Consider the following 17939-nt stretch of genomic DNA (forward strand, 5'->3'; position numbering starts at 1 on the left):
GCCCGCACAAAAAGGGCTTAGCCCCACTCGGCCGCCCGTCCTGTTGACCGGCAACGCCGAGCCCCTGCGATCAAGGAGATAACCATGAAGCGTTCCGCACTGGCTGGACTGTTCATCACCGCCGCGATGCTGGCCTCCCCGGTGTTTGCCGCCGGGCAAGAGGACCTGTGCCAGATCAACCTGCAAAAGATCAAGGATGCCAAGGTCAGCACCGAGGCCATGAGCTCGGACCTGAGCAGCGACATCGACGCCAAGGTCCAGCAAGCCACCGCCGAACAGGCCAAAGGCACCGAGGAAGGCACCAAGAACTGCATCTCCCTGACCACCCAGGCGATCCAGCAATTGCAGAACAACACCAAGGGCGGTCAATAGGCGATACATCGGCCAACCTTCGGGTTGGCCTTCTGCGCTCGCTTAGCGTAGAATCCGCCCACCTGTTGGTAATGCACAACAGGTTCGGGGCCGTTTAGGATTCGACGCCGGTTGCGAAACTTTAGGTGCATGCCGAGTTGGTAACAGAACTCGTAAATCCACTGTTGCAACTTCCTATAGTTGCCAATGACGAAACCTACGGGGATTACGCTCTCGCTGCGTAAGCAGCCTTAGCCCTTCCCCCCTGGTACCTTCGGGTCCAGCAATCATCAGGGGATGTCTGTAAACCCAAAATGATTGTCATATAGAACAGAATCGCCGTGCAGTACGTTGTGGACGAAGCGGCTAAAACTTACACAACTCGCCCAAAGCACCCTGCCCGTCGGGTCGCTGAGGGTTAACTCAATAGACACGGCTAAGCATGTAGTACCGACAGCGGAGTACTGGCGGACGGGGGTTCAAATCCCCCCGGCTCCACCAAACGAAGCACCAACAAAGCCCGCCTTGTGCGGGCTTTGTTGTTTCTGGCCTTAACGTTCCGCCACCATCGCCAACCGCCCCTCCCCGCTTTCACGGACCGAGCATTGGTTGCCCCAAAGCAGCGTTAAGTCTCTTTCTATTGTGCGAATTTTCCTAGAAACTCCTAGCCGCTTGCGCCTGGTGTACCCGCTGGCTAGCCTCGATCCGTCACTGCACATTCAGTGACCGGGTTTAGCAGCCCGCAATCGATTAGGCGCACAGCGCCGCCATCTACGCGGCGTTTTTGGGCTCCGTTTTATGGCGGCCGTGCGCAGGGCATCTTCGGGTGCGCCGGGTTCCTAATCGACCGGTACTGCTAACCTGCGAACGGCCGCCACCCCATCGTTTAGCAGCGACGGTGAAGGCTCCTACCATCGATTAGGAGTTACGCCATGAAAAAGCTCGTCCCCGATCCGCCCCACACTGCAACCCAGCGCGACAGAAACCCCGAGCACGATCTGGCCAATCAGCAGATCCGGCAGAAGCTGTCACTTCAGCCTGCCGATGCCTCTCTGATCCAGTCACTGAAGCAAACCATCAGTACCCCGGTGAGTCGCGATTCTCTGTTCTCGGTACGCGGCGGCATCAGCGCCGAAGAAGCCTTGCTCCACGTCTCCCTGCTGTTGAAAAGCGCCGAAGAGGTTTCCGATGAAATCACCGAACGCGGCAGCGGCATCGAGCGCGGTCTGATCTGGTCCCTGGTGCACTCGGTGGAGATGGCGCGGGCAGTGGTGGATGCCCTGCTCGATGGCAGTCGCCCTATACCCACACTGAAGTAGAACGCCCCACGAAAGCACGGCGCGGCAGCACGATCTGGCGCGCTGTTGCTTGATGATGAAGGGCTTCAGCGCTCCGACATCACCACCATCACCTCCGCATCCTCATCCCCTTCCGCCAAATAAATATGGCCAATGCTGCTGTTGAAGTAGGCCGTCTCCTGCGGGCCGATGCTCACGGCTTCCCCGGTCTCAAACTGAATCCGCACCCGCCCCGACAGCACCAGGGGGAATTCCTGCCCGGGGTGGCGGATGTAGTCCTCGAACTGCTGCAGCTCGCGGGCAAAGATTCGAGTGTACATGGGGGTCATGCTGCGCCCGGGAAAATCGCCGGCCATGGGGTGGTAATCGTAGTTGCCGGTGCTGTAGCCAGGGGCGTCGACGATGGTGGTGCTGACCACGGTCGGTTGCACCTGGGCGCTGCTGGTCTGGATCAGGTTCGGCGCGGGGGTGAACAGCTGGGCGATGTCGACGCCGAGGGCGCGGGCCGCGGCGGCGAGTTTTTCGTAGCTGGCCGAGACCTGGGCCAGCTCCATTTTCGACAGGGTCGACAGTGCGACGCCGAAGCGTTCCGAGAGCTGTTGTAGGGTCAGCTTCTGATGAAATTGGCTTCGTCCTATGGACAACCGATGGCGTGCTGGAATCAATCTTGTATCTAGGAAGGAAACCTTTTCCCTAGTGCGCCTTCCATTCTCTATTTCGATTGCAGGTCAGTCCTACCTCCCTCCTCTCTCTTGTGCTTACGATAACGGGAGAGCGAAATTCCCGTTTGGCGCTTGAAGTAGCGACACAAGTAAGACGCATCGACGAAGTTCAGTTCGTCGGCCACACGGCCAATGGCCAAGTCACTGTATGAAAGAAGAGCCTTGATCTCCAAGGTCACCTGCCGATCGATCAACCCCTTGGGAGTGTCATTGAAAAACGCTTTGGTCAACTGCGACAGGTAGAACGGCGTGATATTCAGTGCGTCGGCGTAGAACTTCACATCTCGGTGGCGGATGCAGTGTTTGCCTATCAATTCCCAGAAGCGCCAACTGAGCATTTCCTTCCGGCTGAATCCCCTGTTTTCTATCTGGTTGGCTGGAAGTTGCTCGGCTATTTTCAAAAAGAGGTTCTGCAGCTGATTGCGCAACATGATGCGTTGGTAGGTGGGACAGGTCTGCGCAATGTTCCGCATCTGCGTCACCCATCCCTCGATCAGCGGCATGTCGTTCTTGGATGGAGTGCAATGAGGATGGTCATGCAGAAATACGAACAAGGTATTGGGTAGCGGGTAGGCAACCTCCGCTGCAAAACTTTTCGGCATAAGGCAGAAAAACACCTTGAAGCGGCGCGAGCGACGTTTGAGTAAGGCAATAGTGTCCTCAGCCAGCAGCATCACATCACCGCTCCTAACCGCATGCTCTTTGAAGTTAAGAGTGAAGTGGGCACTACCGCAGAGGCATACCAGCAACGTCAAGTAAGCATGGCCGAAGGAGAGCGGCAAACCTTGCCCTTCCGCTAGCGTGGTCTCTCCCATCGGCATCGAGTCGTCAGGAGCGGAAAGTTTCGGAATGTGATGCATAGTGACCCAGCGCTAGAACAAACAAGAGCCAAAATCGTATCACCGCTTGGCGTAGCTGTTTCTAAAAGTACCGAAAACGCCGAGGTACTGGCGTGTACCGATGATCTGACTCCCAATACTCTGTCCCGAACGAACCAATCCATTCGGGTACAGGACATGACACTTAAAACAGAACGACTCTTGCTGCGCCCCTGGCAGGACGCAGACGCCGCCGATCTATACGAATATGCCAAAGACGCCCGAGTCGGCCCTATCGCTGGCTGGCCCCCCCACACCAGTGTGGAGAACAGTGCCGACATCATCCGTACGGTCTTCAATCACCCCGAGGTGTACGCGGTCGAACTGAAGGAAAATCGCCGTGCTGTTGGTTGTGTGGGCATTCTCATAGGCAGCAACAGCAATTTTGAAATCAGTGAGCAGGAAGGTGAAATCGCCTACTGGATCGGTGTGCCGTACTGGGGCAAAGGCCTGACTCCGGAAGCCGTGCGTGAAGTGATGCGACACGCCTTTGAAAACCTGAATCTCAAAGCACTTTGGTGTGGTTACTTCGCCAACAACATCCAGTCCTATGCTGCTCAATCGAAGTGTGGCTTTCGCTTTCATCACACAGAAGAAAACAAATACAACCAGTTCCTCCAAGACTATCGGACAGAACACATTAGCCGTATCACCTACCAAGAATGGCTGGACCATACGAAAGAGTAAGGACACAAACCAAAGGTACCGGTGAATGTCGGCCACAACCGACGGACGCAGCCTGGTGACGACGTATACCGCACGAACGCCGCAGAGGAGTTCAAACCTTACTTGGAGCTGCACGGAGAACTAACCGGAATCCCCCGCCGCCCCAGCACTGCCGCGAACTGCAACAGCTAGAGTGCGAAGCCTGCCGCAGGACAGCGCCGAACTGTTCGTCGCGCTGCTGGCGAAGGCGCAGGAGGAACTGAATGCCCGTGAAAGTTAATTGAGCCTTATCCACACCCCAGTTCAGGAGACTTTATGAAAATCTCACTTACCCAAGTAACGCAAAAAAACTATGAAGCGATTTGTGAACTGGAGGTCACTGAAGAGCAGGAAGACTACGTGGCAAGTAATACCTGGTCGCTCGTTGAGGCTGCGTACAACCCAGGTTACTTCACACGCGCCATAATCGCGGATGGAGAGCCTGTAGGCTTCTTTATGTGGGTGCAAGAGTCAAAAGGCAAAGTTTCTATCTGGCGCTTTATGGTGGATAAACAACATCAGCAGAAATCCATCGGCAGAGTAGCGTTGGGCCTCGCCCTACATGAAATAAAACAGATCGCAGATTTGAAAGAAATTGAAATTTGCTACAACCCCAACAACATCGTAGCTAAAGGGTTTTACTCCAGTTTCGGGTTTGTCGAGGTTGGTATGGATGCAGACGGCGAAGATATGCTGGCGAGGATCAGGATTTGAACTGCACCAAATACAATCCGGGCTTTGCACAACAGTTCTAATTACCTTCAACTCCAACCGCCTATGACTCAGGAGGGCGCAGAGGATGATCAGGGGCTTCAGCGCTCCGACATCACCACCATCACTTCCGCATCCTCCTCCCCTTCCGCCAGGTAGATATGGCCGACGCTGCTGTTGAAGTACGCCGTCTCCTGCGATCCGATGCTCACCGCCTCTCCGGTCTCAAACTGAATCCGCACCCGCCCCGACAGCACCAGGGCGAATTCCTGCCCCGGGTGGCGGATGTAGTCCTCGAACTGCTGCAACTCGCGGGCAAAGATCCGCGCGTACATGGGGGTCATGCTGCGCCCGGGAAAGTCGCCGGCCATGGGGTGGTAGTCGTAGTTGCCGGTGCTGTAGCCGGGGGCGTCGGCGATGGTGGTGCTGACCACGGTCGGTTGCACCTGGGCGCTGCGGGTCTGGGTCAGGTTCGGCGCCGGGGTGAACAGTTGGGCGATGTCGACGCCCAGGGCGCGGGCCGCGGCGGCGAGTTTTTCGTAGCTGACCGAGACTTGGGCCAGCTCCATTTTCGACAGGGTCGACAGCGCGACGCCGGAGCGTTCCGAGAGCTGCTTGAGGGTCAGCTTCTGGCTTTTGCGAATGGTCCGCAGGCGTGCGCCGACCTGGGTCCGGTCGATCAGTGGATGGGCGTGGGAGCTCGAGGCGGGCTGGGCTCGGTCGGAACTCATTGGGGCTCTCTGTCAGGCAAATAAGGGCAACCGCGACGCTGGCCGGGGCACGTGGCGAAATATTAACCCATGACCCCGGGTTGACTGGAAAATTCTCATATCTTACATTTCTCGTATGTGAGAATTTTAACCCCTGTCATTTTCCAGCGATTCAGGAACCCCGGCATGCACGCAAACCAATGCTTCGACTTCGTCATCATCGGCGCCGGTATTGCCGGTGCTTCCCTGGCCTACCGCTTGGCCGGGCAGGCCAGCGTGCTGGTGCTGGAGCGTGAATCGCAGCCGGGCTATCACGCCACCGGGCGCTCGGCGGCGATGTTCATGGAGGCCTACGGCACCCCGCAGATCCAGGCCCTGACTCGCGCCAGTCGGGCTTTCTACCAGCGGCCGCCGCAGGGTTTCTGCGAACACCCGCTGATGGAGCCCCGTGGCTGCCTGTACGTCGCCAGCGAGGAACAGCTGGAACAGTTGCAGCAGACCTACGACGAAACCCGCGCCCGCTCCGCCAATGTGCGCCTGATCACGGCCGAGCAGGCCCGGGCCCTGGTGCCCTGCCTGCGCCCCGACGCCGTCGCCGGGGCGATGCTGGAAACCGCCGCCCAGGACCTGGACGTGCACGCCCTGCACCAGGGCTTCCTGCGGGCCATGCGCCGGGCCGGTGGGCAACTGGAGTGCGACACGCACGTCGTCGAAGCCAGCCGCGAAGACCGCCACTGGAACCTCACGCTCAGCGATGGCCGTTCCCTGCAGGCGCGCAATCTGGTGAACGCTGCCGGCGCCTGGGTCGATGACGTGGCCCAGCTGTGCGGCGTGGCCCCCATCGGCCTGCAACCCTGCCGGCGCAGCGCCTTCACTTTCGACGGCCCACCGGATGAAGACTTCAGCCGCTGGCCGGCGGTGATCGGCATTGACGAAAGCTTCTACTTCAAGCCCGACGCCGGCCAGTTGCTTGGCTCCCCAGCCAATGCCGACCCGGTGCCGCCCCAGGACGTGATGCCCGAAGAGCTGGACATCGCCACCGGCATCTACCACATCGAGAACGTCACTTCCCTGAGCATCCGCCGCCCGCGCCACAGCTGGGCCGGCCTGCGTTCCTTCGTCGCCGACGGCGATCTGGTGGTGGGCTGGGATGACAACTGCGAAGGCTTTTTCTGGCTCGCCGCCCAGGGTGGCTACGGCATCCAGTCGGCGGCCGGCGTCTCGCAACTGGCCTGCGCCCTGCTGCTGGGCCACCCGGTCCCCGAAGAACTGCTGAGCCAGGGCGTCGATGCCCAGGCCCTGGCCCCCGCTCGCTTGCGTTAACCCACCCAGCCCACGAGGCCCTTGCCATGTCCACTGATATCCAGCGTTACCCCAGCCACCTGCCCTACCCCTTCTCCCGGGCGATCCGCGTCGGCGGCTTCCTGTTCCTCTCCGGCCAGGTGCCGATGAGCGCCGAAGGCGAAGTGGTGCACGGCGACATCCGCGTGCAGACCGAGGCCGCCATGGCGCGCATCGGCGAAACCCTGGCCGCGTGCGGCGCCAGCTTCGACCAGGTGGTGAAGAGCACCGTCTGGCTCACCGACATGCAGCACTTCGCCGGCTTCAACGAGGTCTACCAGCGTCACTTCAAGAACGGTTTCCCGGTGCGCTCCACCGTCAGCGCCCAACTGGCGCTGGGGGTCGATGTCGAGATCGAAGTCCAGGCCTGGGTCGGCGAAAGCTGAGTCACCCGCCCCAGCCCTCAAGTGCGATGCCCAGGACCGCCACGCCAATAGATGACGCGGCCGTCCACCCCACATAACAACAACAAATCGAGGCTAATCGTCATGAAAGAAAGTCTGAAGATCGCCGGCGCCTTCGTCGGTGTGATTGTCGGCGCGGGGTTCGCCTCCGGTCGTGAACTGCTGTTGATGTTCGTCGACTTCGGCGCCTGGGGCCTGGCGGGCGCGGTGGTCAGCGCGGCGCTGTTCACCTTCCTCGGCATGGCCCTGGCCAGCATGGGCAGCCGCCTGCGGGCAGCGTCGCACAAGGACGTGGTGCAAGCCCTGTGCGGCAAGCACCTGGGCGCGCTGGTGGACCTGATGATCACCTTCTTCATGTTCGCCGTGACCGTGGTGATGCTGGCCGGCGGCGGTGCCCTGCTGGAGCAGCAGTTCGGCATTCCAGCCATCGCCGGCAGCGTGCTGGTGACCCTGATCGTGGTCGCCATCGTGTGCCTGGACGTGCACAAGGTCATCGGCATGATCGGCGCGGTGACGCCCTTCCTGATCGTCACCGCGGTGGGCGTGGCCCTGTATGGCGCCGCCACTCGCGACCTGAGCTTCGGTGAACTCAATCAACTGGCGGCCAAGCAAGAAGCCGGCGCCAGCCACTGGCTGCTGGGCGCCTTGCTCTACGTGTCCTACAACATCGTGGCCGGGGTGCCGATCCTGGCGATCATGGGCGGCGCGGCCAAGGGCGAGAAACAGGCGATGTGGGGCGGCATTCTCGGCGGCGCGCTGCTGGGCCTGCTGATGCTGGTGATGAGCCTGGGCCTGCTGTCGCGCCTGGACAGCGTGACGGATCTGCCGATGCCCATGCTGTCGATCGCCGGCGAAGTCTCCCCGGCCCTGGGGCTGCTGATGGCGCTGATCATCTTCTGCATGATCCTCAACACCGCCGTGGGCACCCTGTACTCCTTCTCCGCGCGGCTGTTGCCGGCCGGCACCCGGCAGTTCCGCCTCGGCTCCATTGCCGCCGGTGCCCTGGCGTTTGTCGGCAGCCTGGTGGGCTTTATCAGCCTGGTGGGGCAGGTCTATCCGTTCTTCGGCTACCTGGGGTTCCTGCTGATTGCCGCGGTGGTGATCGGCTGGCTGCGGCCCCGGCGGCTGGCGGCGGCATAAGCACTTGATGGCTCCGGCACCCGGGAGGTATCCAGGTGCCTTGAGCTCAACCCAGCCCTGTAGGAGCGAGCTTGCTCGCGAAGCTCCCAAGAGCGCCGCATTCCTCCAGCGAACGCACGTTATCGTTGACGTCCACCGCGAGCAAGCGCGCTCCTACAAGGCTCATCGCGGGAAAGGTCAAGCCAGCCCGGACAGGCCCCGCTCCATGATCAGCGTCAACTCCTCGCCCTCGTAATGCTCGCGGACCCGAACAAACCCCAGGCGTGCATAAAAGCCTTCGGCGGTGACCGATGAGGGCACCACCAGCGAGGTCAAACCCGAGTCCAGCGCCGCCTGCTCGACCGCAGCCATCAGTTGCCGGCCCAGGCCATGGCCGTGGTACGCCGGATCGACAAACACCGAGCGCACCGCGCGCCCGTCGAGGCTGGCGGTGCCCAGCAATTCCCCGTCCACCAGGACGACGAACATTTGCCGACGCCGCATCAGTTGCAGGACAGCGTCCGGGGTAAAGCTGTCTTGCACCCGCTCGATCACATGGGCGGGATAGTCCTGGGCATTGCTGGTGAGCAGAGCCGCGAGGATCACTTGGCTGACCCTCGCGGCATCGGCCTCTAGGGCCGGACGAACTTGGCATTCCATGACCACTCCCTGGTTTCAACGCGGATCGCAGGGGCCAAAAATACGACCCGCACCACTCGCTGCCAAGGACTTACTGCAACTGAAACACCAAACAGGGATTGTCATTCAAGCGCCCCTCGTACACCGGCTGCTGGTTTTCCAGCGAGGTGCCCAACAGCTTCTCTCGATCCTTGCGCGCCACGATCACCCAGGAGCCGTGGGGCAAGGTGTCCAGTTGTCCGGGGGCATCGCCGCTGACAAACAGCGGCTGTTCGTCGTGGTCCAGGTTCATCATGTAGCGCACGGCCCAGGTGTCCTGGCCCAGGTTGAAGAACACCAGGGGACCGTGTTCGGCCGCGCGCCGTTGCTCCACCTGGGAAACAAAACCCTGGGTATCGAATTGCAGATCCTTGGCCGGGTCCACCACTGCCACCAGCAGCGTCCATTGCGCCGCCAGGGCCAGGCCGCTGAGCAGTACCAGCCGCCGGCCGAAACTGCCCAGGGTCTTGCGCCAGCAGTACAGAGCCAGCAGCTGCAACAGGACAAAGATCGCGATCAGCAACGGCATGGACACCGGCGGCCAGTAACCGTGTTTGTGCCAGCTGTGTTTAAGAACCAACAGCACCAGGATGCACAGCCCCGGCAGCACACCCACCAGCCACAGGTAGGCACTGCGCATCTTGCCCATCCGGCCCCGGGCCATGAGCAGGCCGTAGGCGGCCACTGCAGCGAACATCGGCACTATGGGCAAGATGTAATAGGCGCGTTTGAAATGCGGCACCGACAAGCCCAGCAGAATCATCAGTCCGCAGGCGCCAAGACGCAGTACCAGGCGCAGCTGCGGGTCGGCATGGCGCCGGAACACTTGGTGGCGCAGCATCCACAGCGTCACCAGGGCCAGGGGCACCACAGGGAAGTAGCGGTACAACGCCAACTGAAAGTAGAAGTAGAACGGCTCGCCACTCTCATCCAGACGCCCGCCCACCTGCATGTGGTAGACCTGCTGCACAAAGGCCTCGCCGCCGCTGAAATAAGCCAGCTTCAGCAGCAGCCACCAGCAGGCTGCCAGCAACAGCAGGCCGCTGAAACCGTAGCCGAGCACGCGCTTGAACAAGATACGGCGTGCCTCCTGGGTACGACTCTCTCCCAGCAGCCAGTAGGTGCAGACCACGCCGCAGACTTCCACCAGCCCCAAGGGCCCGCGAATGGCGAAGGCCAGTACGAACAGCGGCAGCACCATCAATGGCCGCAGCCGCGAGCCACGCTGTTCGCCGCTGTGCAGCAGGTAGAAAGCCCCCAGGCACAGCAGTGAAACCATCTGGTCCAGGCACACCGAGCGGGACTTGTCCAACAGCTGGCTGGTCAGCGCCGTCAGCAGTACCGCGAGCAGCGCCCAGGTGCGCCCCGAGGGCGCCAGCAGGCGATAAAGCAACGCCAGCACCCCGGCCGAAGCCAGCGCGGTGGGCAGGATATTGGCCAAGTGATTGGGGGCGCCAAAGGCCTGGGCAAACAGGTAGCTGAAGAAGGTCGCGGTAGCCGGATAGTCCGGATAGGGCTGGCCGTAAGTGGTGGGGAACAGGCTCGGCCCGTGACGGAACATCTCCTGCAGAAACAGCGCCCAACGGCCGTCGAAACCCTGGGGCTGCTCGTCCCAGATGCCAAAGGTGAACAGCAGCAGGGCCACCAGGTAGATACCCCAGGACTCAATCCCGAAACGCGTTTCTCGAACCATCTTCGCCCCACCAGAAAGTGCCGTGCCATAAGCTCGGCGTAAGGCTGGACATGGTGCGCGCGATACCCCTGAACGGTGACTGAACGAGGATAAGAAACCCGCCTGCGCCACCGACTTGATGATTACCGGCCGAACCTCCGGCGCCTTCAAGATCGCCGCGCCTCCTCCGGAGCCGTTCGCAGCCTGCGGCAGCGGCTACAGGGACCGGCGCCCCAGGGCCGAAAACCGGCGCCAGTCGAGCTGCCCCACGGCCAGCGCCAGCAGGATCAGGCCCATGGATACTCCGTCATCGATGCCCACTGGCTGCCCCAGGATCAACACCGACCCGGCCATGCCGAACACCGGGATCAGCAACGACAAGGGCGCCACCCGAGAGACGGGATACTCCCGCAGCAACAGGTTCCAGCCCCAGTAACAGAAGTGCGTTGCCGCATAGACCTGGAACATCAGCGACAGCAGCGCACTGACGGACACCTGCCCGGCCAGTTGCAGAAACGGCGCACTGCCATGGCTTATCCAGGTCAACGCCAGCAGCGGCAACGGCGCAAACAGGCTGGCCCAGACCACGAAGGCGAACACCTCGCGAACCCCGCAACGCTTGATGATGACGTTGCCCACGCTCCAGCTGAAGGCGCTCACCAGCAGCAAGGCGTAACCCAGGCTGGTGGCGTGCCCGGGGCTGTCGCCGATGATCCGCAACAGCCCCCACAGCGCAATGGCCGTGGCCAGAACCTGCTGCCAGCGCAGGCGCTCGCCGAACAGCAACACGCCCCAGCCCAGGGAAAAAAACGCGCTGAACTGGATCAACAGCGAAGCCGTGCCCGGCGCCACGCCCTGCTCAATTCCCAGGTTGATCAGCGCCCACATGGCCACGCCGAAAATCAGCCCGTAGGCCGCCAGCCAGCCAAACCCTACCGGCGGGCGCGGCACCAGAAATACCCAGGGCAACGCCGCCAGGGTGAAGCGCAAGGCGGTGAGCAGCAATGGATCGATACTCGCCAGCCCAAACTTGGTGATGGGGAAGTTCAGGCCCCACAAGGCCGTCACCAGCAAGGCCAGGAACAGGTGTTTTTTCTGCATGTCGCGCGGTCCAGGAAAGGCGGCCGCGAGCAAATCCCCGGCCGGGGGCGAACTATCGCCGGAGCACGCCATGGCCCGCTTGCAGTATCAGGTCAACTATCAGTAGATTCGGGCCATGCACCCTATCGATATCGATCCCTACGAAAATATCCCCCGAGACGCGTTGGTCACGGCCATCGACTACGCGCACGGCCAGCACTTCGCCGCACACCAGCATCGACGCGGGCAGTTCGCCTACGCCGCTACCGGGGTGATCAGCGTCTATACCGAACAGGGCAACTGGGTGGTGCCGCCGCAACGGGCGATCTGGGTGCCGGCCGGGGTGACCCACGCCATGCACATGAGCGGGCCGGTGACCATGCTCAACACCTATGTGCGTCCCCGGGCGGCAAAGCGCCTGGGCTTGCCGGAGCAATGCGAAGTGCGGGAAGTGTCCGAGTTGCTGCGCCAGCTACTGCTGCGGGCCATGCACCTCCCCACGCTCTACGCCAGGGACGGTGTGCCGGGGCAGTTGATGAACCTGCTGCTGCATGAAGTCGCCAGCATGCCGGCCTTGACCCTCAACGCCCCGCTGCCGGACGAGCCGCGGCTGGCCAGGGTCTGTCGCGAGCTGCTGGAACAGCCATCGCTGGAGTTGGGGATCGATGCCATCGCCGAGCGCGCCGGCATGAGCCGTCGCACCTTCACCCGGCTGTTTCGCCAGCACACCGGCATCAGTTTCGTCGAATGGCGCCAGCAGGCCTGCCTGTTGGCGGCCGTGGTGCGCCTGGGCCAGGGCGAGGCCGTGACCCGGGTCGCCAGCGACCTGGGCTACAGCAGCCCGAGTGCCTTCAGCAGTGTGTTTCGCAAGGTCCTGGGCGAGGCGCCCAGTCGTTACTTTGCCCGGGCCCGGGCCTGAAGGACCCGAGCCTGAGCGAGGCCGTGCTACAGGAACACGGCGGACAACATCCCCAGCGCACCGAGGCAGAAGCCGATCAAGGCACCGCGCCCGGGCGCCTGCTGGAACAGCGCCCAGATCACCAGCGGCTCCAGAAGCAGCAGCGAGGTCACCGAGACCACGGTGATGATCCAGATGTCGCCCACCGCCACGTAACCCAGCCAGTAGGCCGCCAGCAGGCAGATACCGCCCAGGCACATGATCAGCACCGGCAACGCCAGTTCGGCACCGGAGGTGTTGCCGGAATGGGCCAGCCGCGCCACCACCACTTCACTGTAGATGGCGCAAAACTCGCCCAGCACCATCAGCCCTACAGCAGAAACTCCGAGTAATTCTTTGGACATGTAACAAACCCCTTGGTATTGAGAGCCCGATTTTTCAGCTCCCAGGCATTGATCGCTCCGCTAACGGAGCCTGTATCTCGATGCGCAGGGGTACGGGGCAACTCGGTAATCGTCAGGAACTTGAACATGTCCATCTCCTTCTGGGTGGGTGACGCAAGCCGGGCCCGTGAACAGTCGACGGGCCGCTGCCTGTATAAGGGATTTTCTGCCCCGACGTCATCCACCAAAGAACATTGACCGCAAAAAAACCACGCAAACTCCACAATCAAACCGCCTGCTTGCCGATAGCCTGGGTCCGGTCATCCTCAGCCTGAAGCCCGTGCCCACCATGCCCCAAACGCCCAATTCCGTTCGCACCCTGAGCCCCTATCACTGGATCGCCACGTACTTCATCGGCGTTGCGGGACTGGCCTTGGCCCTGATGCTGGTGGTCAATCTGATCCTGCTGAGCACCAGCCAGACGCCGTGGCAATCGCTGCTCAACTCCCTGTCGTTCAGCGTGGCGGTGCTGATGGTGAGCCTGGTGCTGATTACCCTGATCGCCGCCTTGCCGTGCATCCTGTTCTTCTGGCTGGCCCAGCGCTTTACCTGGCGCCGCCTGTGGATCTACCTGGTGAGCGGAGCCCTGGCGGCGCAGTTCGCCATTCCCGTGATGACCCAGCTGCTCCCCGAACTCTTCAACCTCCCGCACGGCGTCAGCGCTGCGCTGCACTATTTGCAGCTGGCATCGATGTTCGGCGGCTGTGGGGTGTTTCTGGGGGTAGTGTTCTGGTGGCGCAGCGGGCGTCACTTGCGCTGAACCGAGCCTTTATTCACCAGCGGCCCGACGCCAAGGCACCCTTGAACAGGGCCAGAGCAGCCACCCATACAGCGATCTTTGCCATGTCCACAACAACTCCACCCCAACGCAGCGTGCAGCCAGAAGACTGGTTCGCCGCCTACTTCATCGGCGTCACGGCCATGGCCGTGATCCTGGCCTTGCTGATCATGCTGGCGATGCTGGCCAGCGCCGGCTCGTTGAACGCAGACATCATTACCCAGACGCTGTTCGTGGGCCTGCTGACCCTGGTGGTCAGTGGCGTGCTGATCGGCATTATCACGGCCCTGCCCTGCGCCCTGTTCTTCTGGCTGGCCCAACGGTTTGCCTGGCGCAACGTGCTGATCTACCTGTTCAGCGGCGCTGTGGCCGCCATGCCGACCATCCCCGTGGTCGCGAGCCTGGCCCCTTCCAGCTTCTATTCCGACCCGGCCGAAGAGGAACCGCTACCCGAGGGTTTGCCGCGCTACCTGCCACTGGCGCCGCTGTTCGGTTGTGCGGGGGCCTTCCTCGGCGGCGTCTTCTGGTGGCGCAGCGGGCGCCACCTGCGCTGACCGCGACAGCCTCTACAACGAGGCGCCGGGCTCGGCCTCGCGGGCCACCACCACCTTGCCCAGCAGGCCGCCCTGCTCCACCCGGGCATGGGCCCGGCGCAGGCTGTCGGCGCTGAAGGGGTGAATGACTTCATTCAAGGTGCTGCGTATCACGCCCTGGTCCAGCAGTTGCCCCAGCCGGTTGAGGATGTGGTGCTGCTCGATCATGTCCGGGGTCTGAAACAGCGCCCGGGTGAAAACCATCTCCCAGTGCAGGGACACGCTCTTGGCCTTGAGCGGCAGCGCATCCAAGAAGTCGTGATCGTCGATCAGCGCGAAATGGCCGTGGGGCGCGATGATTTCGCTCAGCTCGGCATAGTGCCGGGCGGTGTGGGTCAGGGCGGCGATATGGCTCGGCGGCGGCAGGTCGAGGGCGGCCACTTGCGGCACCAGCGAGCGGGAATGATCCAGCACCCGATGGGCCCCCAGGTCTAGGCACCACTGGCGGCTGTCCGGCCGCGAGGCGGTGGCGATCACCGTCATCCCGGTCATCTGGCGCGCCAGTTGGATCAGCACCGAACCCACGCCACCGGCGCCACCGACAATCAGCAGCGTGCCCTGCCGGGACAGCTCGCCGGGCACCCGGCCCAGGCGCTCGAAGAGCAATTGCCAGGCGGTCAGCGCGGTCAACGGCATGGCCGCCGCCTGGGCAAAGGACAGGCGCTTGGGCTTGTGCCCCACCAGGCGTTCATCGACCCGGTGCAGCTCGGCATTGGCCCCCTCGCGGGTGAAGGTGCCGGCGTAGTACACCGCGTCCCCGGGAGCGAACAGGGTCACCGCGCTGCCCACCGCGCGGACCACGCCACTGGCGTCCCAGCCCAGGGTGCGCACGTCGTCCGGCACCGCGACCTTGCCGGCGCGGACCTTGGTGTCCAGCGGGTTGACCGACACCGCCTCGACCGCCACCAGCAGGTCATGGGGTTCGAGTGACGGCTCGTCCCGATCCAGGTCGTAGAGGGCTTGGGGGTCGGACAGCGACGAGCCTTTGAGGTAGGCGATGGCCTTCATTGCAGAGCTTCCTTGGCGTTGGAAAGCGCACACTTAAATCCCTCATGCCCTGCTCGCACAAGTAGGGTACTTTTGCGTACCTGCTACGCAAAAGGACCGTCAGGCGATGAAAAACAAACACTACCAGGACATTCCAGGCTGCCCGGTGGAGGTGACCCTGGACCTGATCGACGGCCGCTGGAAAGGCGTGATCCTGCATCAGTTGCTGGCCAATGAGTTCCTGCGTTTCAACGAGCTGCAACGCCGCCTGCCGGGGATTTCCCAACGCCTTTTGACCAAGCAATTGCGCGACCTGGAAGGCGCCGGGCTGGTCTCGCGCACGGTGTACGCCGAAGTGCCGCCACGGGTCGAATACCGACTGACCGCCGAAGGCCGATCGCTGCAACCGGTGATCGAGGCGCTGTCCGCCTGGGGCCACGGGCGCCTCCAGCGCCGCCAGCAGGAAGCCGCCCTTCACTAGCCGCCATTGTTCCCCTTACAGCAGGTCTCGCCATGCCAGCCCAAGCGGATGCTTATCCAAGGTTCAAGATCTACCAAGGCACGACCCTGCTCGGCGGGTCCGCGCTGGAATCGAACGACCCGCCGATGGGCGTGGCCTGGGGCCAATTCATCGCCGCCCCGGCCTAGGCCGCGCTTCAGGAGCAGGTGCGGGCACTGACGGGGGGCGCGGACCAAAGCTCGCTGCAACTGCAGGTGTATCACCTCGACCAGCCCGTGCCGGCCATGGGCGTGAGCCTCCAGGACTACTCTGCCGAGTGCGGTGCAGAGGCCATCGAGATCAGCGTGCTGGGCATTGGCTACCCCCTCTACGAGCAGTTGTTCCCGCATGCCGTGGCCGCCTACCTGAAAGCCCCGGGGTGATTCGGCCGTGCTCGGACAAACCGACTATTTCCCCCTACTTGTTCACAATTTGTTAAGACTTGCCTCCGTATACTTTGGCGCTTGCCCGCAGCCTTCCGGCTGCGCCTCTTGATCTGCCGGCGCACAACCCATGTCACGACCCGCTCCGCTGTTGTTCCTGCTGGCCTGCCTGCTGTTCTTCTTCGCCCTGGGCAATCACCAGTTGCAAGGCTCCACCGAGGCCCGGGTGGCCGGGATCGCCATGGAAATGCACCTGGATGATGACTGGGTCACGCCGCGCCTGTTCGGCACGCCGTTTCTGGAGAAGCCGCCCCTGAGCCTGTGGCTCGACGCCGGCGCCATCCGCGCCTTCGGCGGCACGCCGCTGGCAGTGCGCCTGGCCTCGGCCTTCGCCGGGCTGTTCAGCGTGATGCTGCTGTACGCCATGCTGCGCCGTTTTGGCCGGCCGGCCACCCTGGCCGCGGTGGCCGGGCTGATGCTGGCGACCATGGCCAGTTACTGGAGCAACGTGCGCGGCGTGGGTGAGGATGCCCTGCTCAGCCTCGGAGTGACCCTGGCCCTGCTGGCGTTCTTTCAGGCCCAGCGCCGTCAGGCCGAACAGCAACCGGCGCGGCTGGCCTGGCTGGCGTTCGCCGGCGGCATTGCCATCGCCACCCTGAGCAAGGGCGTGCTCGGCCTGGCCATGCCGGGGGTGGTGATCTTCGCCTACCTGCTGGCCGACAGCCTGATCGAAAAACACTTCACCCTCAGCCACTGGTTGCGCCCCGGGTTGCTGACCCTGCTGGGCCTGGTGCCGCTGATGATCTGGCTGTACCTGCTCTACCAGCGCGGCGGCCTGCAAGCCCTGGGCGAAGTGCTGTGGACCAACAGCGTCGGGCGCTTCGGCGGCTCCTTTGTCGAGGCCGGGCACTACGAACCCTTCTATTACTACCTGGCCAAGCTGCCCCAGGCCTTCCTGCCGTGGAACATCCTGGTCTACCTGGGGCTGTGGCACTTCCGTAAAACCCTGCTGCAGAACCGCTACCTGCTGTTCTTCAGCCTCTGGTTGCTGGCGCAGTTCACCCTGCTGTGCCTGGCCTCCAGCAAACGCACGGTTTACCTGATGTCCCTGACCCCGGCGGCGGCGGTGCTGGCGGCGGAATATGCCGCGGTGCTGTACCAGCGTCTCGCGCAGCGGGCCCAGGGGGCAGGGTTCTGGAGCGTGGTGGGGCGTCGGCGCCAGGGCCTGGCGATCGCCCTCATGAGCCTGATCATTGGCGGTTATCTGGTGAACGCCCAATGGGCCGCGCCCCGGGCCGACCGTGAACTGTCGTTCGTCCCGGTGACCGACCGGATCATGGCGTTGCAGGGGAGCGGGCACCAGTTGGCGCTGTACCAGGCCAACGAGCGCATTGCCGGCGCCAGCGTGTTCTACACCCAGAGCCTGCTCAAGGACCTGCAGACCGAGGCGCAGTTGCTGGCCTTTCTCGCCGAGTCGCCGCAGCACATGGCGGTACTGGGCGGCGCCGAGGCACCCAAGCCGCCGCTGCAGATCCAACAGACCCTCATGGTCGGGCGCCAGGCCTACTACTTCGTCAGCCTGGCGCCCGCCGGCTGAAGCGCAAAAACCGGCACCTGAATCAGGTGCCGTTTGCCCATCCCCGCCGCCCATACCCCTTGAACCCTTTCCCGCTGATACCCGCTCACCGC

Annotated in this window: 22 protein-coding genes and 1 other RNA gene; 15 read left to right on the plus strand and 8 right to left on the minus strand. The window is 62.8% G+C overall.

Annotated features, from left to right (window positions below; genetic code table 11):
* Window positions 1-84: 84 nt before the first annotated feature.
* The 3 genes from Q8O96_RS14435 (at window position 85) to Q8O96_RS14445 (ending at window position 1670) form a co-directional block, all read left to right on the plus strand.
* Window positions 85-372 carry a hypothetical protein gene (locus Q8O96_RS14435; protein ID WP_102861064.1) on the plus strand — a complete coding sequence of 96 codons (288 nt, stop codon included), beginning with the start codon at window positions 85-87 and terminating at the stop codon, window positions 370-372.
* 86 nt (window positions 373-458) lie between these two features.
* Window positions 459-852, plus strand: a transfer-messenger RNA (tmRNA) gene (gene ssrA, locus Q8O96_RS14440).
* 431 nt (window positions 853-1283) lie between these two features.
* Window positions 1284-1670: a DUF6124 family protein gene (locus Q8O96_RS14445; RefSeq protein WP_305948984.1), complete on the plus strand. Its 387-nt coding sequence runs from the start codon at window positions 1284-1286 to the stop codon at window positions 1668-1670.
* Window positions 1671-1735: 65 nt separating this feature from the next.
* Here Q8O96_RS14445 and Q8O96_RS14450 read toward each other — a convergent pair whose 3' ends face one another.
* Both Q8O96_RS14450 and Q8O96_RS14455 read right to left on the minus strand, forming a co-directional pair.
* On the minus strand, window positions 1736-2314 hold the full coding sequence (locus Q8O96_RS14450; protein WP_305948985.1) for a helix-turn-helix domain-containing protein: 579 nt from the start codon (window positions 2312-2314) through the stop codon (window positions 1736-1738).
* A 47-nt stretch (window positions 2315-2361) separates the two neighbouring features.
* Window positions 2362-3231: an AraC family transcriptional regulator gene (locus Q8O96_RS14455; RefSeq protein ID WP_305948986.1), complete on the minus strand. Its 870-nt coding sequence runs from the start codon at window positions 3229-3231 to the stop codon at window positions 2362-2364.
* A gap of 156 nt (window positions 3232-3387) precedes the next feature.
* Between Q8O96_RS14455 and Q8O96_RS14460 the strand changes: the two genes are divergently transcribed.
* Together Q8O96_RS14460 and Q8O96_RS14465 are read left to right on the plus strand one after the other, a co-directional pair.
* Window positions 3388-3936: a GNAT family N-acetyltransferase gene (locus tag Q8O96_RS14460; protein WP_221809597.1), complete on the plus strand. Its 549-nt coding sequence runs from the start codon at window positions 3388-3390 to the stop codon at window positions 3934-3936.
* A gap of 294 nt (window positions 3937-4230) precedes the next feature.
* Entirely contained in the window at window positions 4231-4668 is a 438-nt protein-coding gene (locus Q8O96_RS14465; protein WP_221809598.1) for a GNAT family N-acetyltransferase, read from the plus strand.
* Between the two features lie 98 nt (window positions 4669-4766).
* Here Q8O96_RS14465 and Q8O96_RS14470 read toward each other — a convergent pair whose 3' ends face one another.
* On the minus strand, window positions 4767-5396 hold the full coding sequence (locus Q8O96_RS14470) for a helix-turn-helix domain-containing protein (protein ID WP_305948987.1): 630 nt from the start codon (window positions 5394-5396) through the stop codon (window positions 4767-4769).
* Window positions 5397-5561: 165 nt separating this feature from the next.
* Between Q8O96_RS14470 and Q8O96_RS14475 the strand changes: the two genes are divergently transcribed.
* From Q8O96_RS14475 to Q8O96_RS14485, 3 genes are all read left to right on the plus strand, one after another.
* Window positions 5562-6698, plus strand: a complete 1137-nt coding sequence (locus tag Q8O96_RS14475; protein ID WP_305948988.1) for an FAD-binding oxidoreductase — start codon at window positions 5562-5564, stop codon at window positions 6696-6698.
* A gap of 26 nt (window positions 6699-6724) precedes the next feature.
* Complete coding sequence (locus Q8O96_RS14480; RefSeq protein WP_221809601.1) at window positions 6725-7102, plus strand: RidA family protein; 378 nt, start codon at window positions 6725-6727, stop codon at window positions 7100-7102.
* Window positions 7103-7204: 102 nt separating this feature from the next.
* Entirely contained in the window at window positions 7205-8260 is a 1056-nt protein-coding gene (locus tag Q8O96_RS14485) for a hypothetical protein (protein WP_305948989.1), read from the plus strand.
* Window positions 8261-8437: 177 nt separating this feature from the next.
* Here the strand turns inward: Q8O96_RS14485 and Q8O96_RS14490 are convergent, their stop codons facing one another.
* The 3 genes from Q8O96_RS14490 to Q8O96_RS14500 all read right to left on the minus strand — a co-directional run bounded on the left by Q8O96_RS14490 (window position 8438) and on the right by Q8O96_RS14500 (window position 11690).
* Entirely contained in the window at window positions 8438-8899 is a 462-nt protein-coding gene (locus Q8O96_RS14490) for a GNAT family N-acetyltransferase (protein ID WP_305948990.1), read from the minus strand.
* A gap of 70 nt (window positions 8900-8969) precedes the next feature.
* A complete protein-coding gene (locus Q8O96_RS14495; RefSeq protein WP_305948991.1) occupies window positions 8970-10610 on the minus strand; it encodes a glycosyltransferase family 39 protein in 1641 nt (546 codons plus the stop codon).
* Between the two features lie 195 nt (window positions 10611-10805).
* On the minus strand, window positions 10806-11690 hold the full coding sequence (locus tag Q8O96_RS14500; protein ID WP_305948992.1) for an EamA family transporter: 885 nt from the start codon (window positions 11688-11690) through the stop codon (window positions 10806-10808).
* Window positions 11691-11805: 115 nt separating this feature from the next.
* Here Q8O96_RS14500 and Q8O96_RS14505 point away from each other — a divergent pair, with 115 nt between their 5' ends.
* A complete protein-coding gene (locus Q8O96_RS14505) occupies window positions 11806-12588 on the plus strand; it encodes a helix-turn-helix domain-containing protein (protein ID WP_305948993.1) in 783 nt (260 codons plus the stop codon).
* Between the two features lie 26 nt (window positions 12589-12614).
* Here the strand turns inward: Q8O96_RS14505 and Q8O96_RS14510 are convergent, their stop codons facing one another.
* Window positions 12615-12932, minus strand: a complete 318-nt coding sequence (locus tag Q8O96_RS14510; RefSeq protein ID WP_011059155.1) for a hypothetical protein — start codon at window positions 12930-12932, stop codon at window positions 12615-12617.
* Window positions 12933-13299: 367 nt separating this feature from the next.
* On the opposite strand from Q8O96_RS14510, the gene Q8O96_RS14515 reads away from it, so the two are divergent.
* Together Q8O96_RS14515 and Q8O96_RS14520 are read left to right on the plus strand one after the other, a co-directional pair.
* A complete protein-coding gene (locus Q8O96_RS14515; protein ID WP_240321949.1) occupies window positions 13300-13770 on the plus strand; it encodes a hypothetical protein in 471 nt (156 codons plus the stop codon).
* An 83-nt stretch (window positions 13771-13853) separates the two neighbouring features.
* Complete coding sequence (locus tag Q8O96_RS14520; protein WP_305948994.1) at window positions 13854-14342, plus strand: hypothetical protein; 489 nt, start codon at window positions 13854-13856, stop codon at window positions 14340-14342.
* Between the two features lie 12 nt (window positions 14343-14354).
* Here the strand turns inward: Q8O96_RS14520 and Q8O96_RS14525 are convergent, their stop codons facing one another.
* The gene (locus Q8O96_RS14525; RefSeq protein WP_305948995.1) at window positions 14355-15389 is read right to left on the minus strand and encodes a zinc-binding alcohol dehydrogenase family protein; all 1035 of its coding nucleotides are present in this window, start codon (window positions 15387-15389) and stop codon (window positions 14355-14357) included.
* A gap of 106 nt (window positions 15390-15495) precedes the next feature.
* Between Q8O96_RS14525 and Q8O96_RS14530 the strand changes: the two genes are divergently transcribed.
* From Q8O96_RS14530 to Q8O96_RS14545, 4 genes are all read left to right on the plus strand, one after another.
* Window positions 15496-15849: a helix-turn-helix domain-containing protein gene (locus tag Q8O96_RS14530; protein WP_221809619.1), complete on the plus strand. Its 354-nt coding sequence runs from the start codon at window positions 15496-15498 to the stop codon at window positions 15847-15849.
* Between the two features lie 32 nt (window positions 15850-15881).
* Window positions 15882-16016: a hypothetical protein gene (locus Q8O96_RS14535; protein ID WP_305948996.1), complete on the plus strand. Its 135-nt coding sequence runs from the start codon at window positions 15882-15884 to the stop codon at window positions 16014-16016.
* 18 nt (window positions 16017-16034) lie between these two features.
* A complete protein-coding gene (locus Q8O96_RS14540) occupies window positions 16035-16250 on the plus strand; it encodes a hypothetical protein (protein ID WP_305948997.1) in 216 nt (71 codons plus the stop codon).
* A 130-nt stretch (window positions 16251-16380) separates the two neighbouring features.
* Window positions 16381-17847: a glycosyltransferase family 39 protein gene (locus Q8O96_RS14545; RefSeq protein ID WP_305948998.1), complete on the plus strand. Its 1467-nt coding sequence runs from the start codon at window positions 16381-16383 to the stop codon at window positions 17845-17847.
* Window positions 17848-17939 lie beyond the last annotated feature (92 nt).

The organism is Pseudomonas sp. LPH60 (assembly GCF_030718165.1).
In the GTDB taxonomy this organism is placed as follows: Bacteria; Pseudomonadota; Gammaproteobacteria; order Pseudomonadales; family Pseudomonadaceae; genus Aquipseudomonas; species Aquipseudomonas danubii.

Excerpts from the sequence above, each read along its gene's own strand:
- Q8O96_RS14435 (WP_102861064.1), top strand. The coding sequence starts at position 85 with ATGAAGCGTTCCGCACTGGCTGGACTGTTCATCACCGCCGCGATGCTG.
- Q8O96_RS14445 (WP_305948984.1), top strand. The coding sequence starts at position 1,284 with ATGAAAAAGCTCGTCCCCGATCCGCCCCACACTGCAACCCAGCGCGAC.
- Q8O96_RS14455 (WP_305948986.1), bottom strand. The coding sequence starts at position 3,231 with ATGCATCACATTCCGAAACTTTCCGCTCCTGACGACTCGATGCCGATG.
- Q8O96_RS14460 (WP_221809597.1), top strand. The coding sequence starts at position 3,388 with ATGACACTTAAAACAGAACGACTCTTGCTGCGCCCCTGGCAGGACGCA.
- Q8O96_RS14465 (WP_221809598.1), top strand. The coding sequence starts at position 4,231 with ATGAAAATCTCACTTACCCAAGTAACGCAAAAAAACTATGAAGCGATT.
- Q8O96_RS14470 (WP_305948987.1), bottom strand. The coding sequence starts at position 5,396 with ATGAGTTCCGACCGAGCCCAGCCCGCCTCGAGCTCCCACGCCCATCCA.
- Q8O96_RS14475 (WP_305948988.1), top strand. The coding sequence starts at position 5,562 with ATGCACGCAAACCAATGCTTCGACTTCGTCATCATCGGCGCCGGTATT.
- Q8O96_RS14480 (WP_221809601.1), top strand. The coding sequence starts at position 6,725 with ATGTCCACTGATATCCAGCGTTACCCCAGCCACCTGCCCTACCCCTTC.
- Q8O96_RS14485 (WP_305948989.1), top strand. The coding sequence starts at position 7,205 with ATGAAAGAAAGTCTGAAGATCGCCGGCGCCTTCGTCGGTGTGATTGTC.
- Q8O96_RS14490 (WP_305948990.1), bottom strand. The coding sequence starts at position 8,899 with ATGGAATGCCAAGTTCGTCCGGCCCTAGAGGCCGATGCCGCGAGGGTC.
- Q8O96_RS14495 (WP_305948991.1), bottom strand. The coding sequence starts at position 10,610 with ATGGTTCGAGAAACGCGTTTCGGGATTGAGTCCTGGGGTATCTACCTG.
- Q8O96_RS14500 (WP_305948992.1), bottom strand. The coding sequence starts at position 11,690 with ATGCAGAAAAAACACCTGTTCCTGGCCTTGCTGGTGACGGCCTTGTGG.
- Q8O96_RS14505 (WP_305948993.1), top strand. The coding sequence starts at position 11,806 with ATGCACCCTATCGATATCGATCCCTACGAAAATATCCCCCGAGACGCG.
- Q8O96_RS14510 (WP_011059155.1), bottom strand. The coding sequence starts at position 12,932 with ATGGTGCTGGGCGAGTTTTGCGCCATCTACAGTGAAGTGGTGGTGGCG.
- Q8O96_RS14515 (WP_240321949.1), top strand. The coding sequence starts at position 13,300 with ATGCCCCAAACGCCCAATTCCGTTCGCACCCTGAGCCCCTATCACTGG.
- Q8O96_RS14520 (WP_305948994.1), top strand. The coding sequence starts at position 13,854 with ATGTCCACAACAACTCCACCCCAACGCAGCGTGCAGCCAGAAGACTGG.
- Q8O96_RS14525 (WP_305948995.1), bottom strand. The coding sequence starts at position 15,389 with ATGAAGGCCATCGCCTACCTCAAAGGCTCGTCGCTGTCCGACCCCCAA.
- Q8O96_RS14530 (WP_221809619.1), top strand. The coding sequence starts at position 15,496 with ATGAAAAACAAACACTACCAGGACATTCCAGGCTGCCCGGTGGAGGTG.
- Q8O96_RS14535 (WP_305948996.1), top strand. The coding sequence starts at position 15,882 with ATGCCAGCCCAAGCGGATGCTTATCCAAGGTTCAAGATCTACCAAGGC.
- Q8O96_RS14545 (WP_305948998.1), top strand. The coding sequence starts at position 16,381 with ATGTCACGACCCGCTCCGCTGTTGTTCCTGCTGGCCTGCCTGCTGTTC.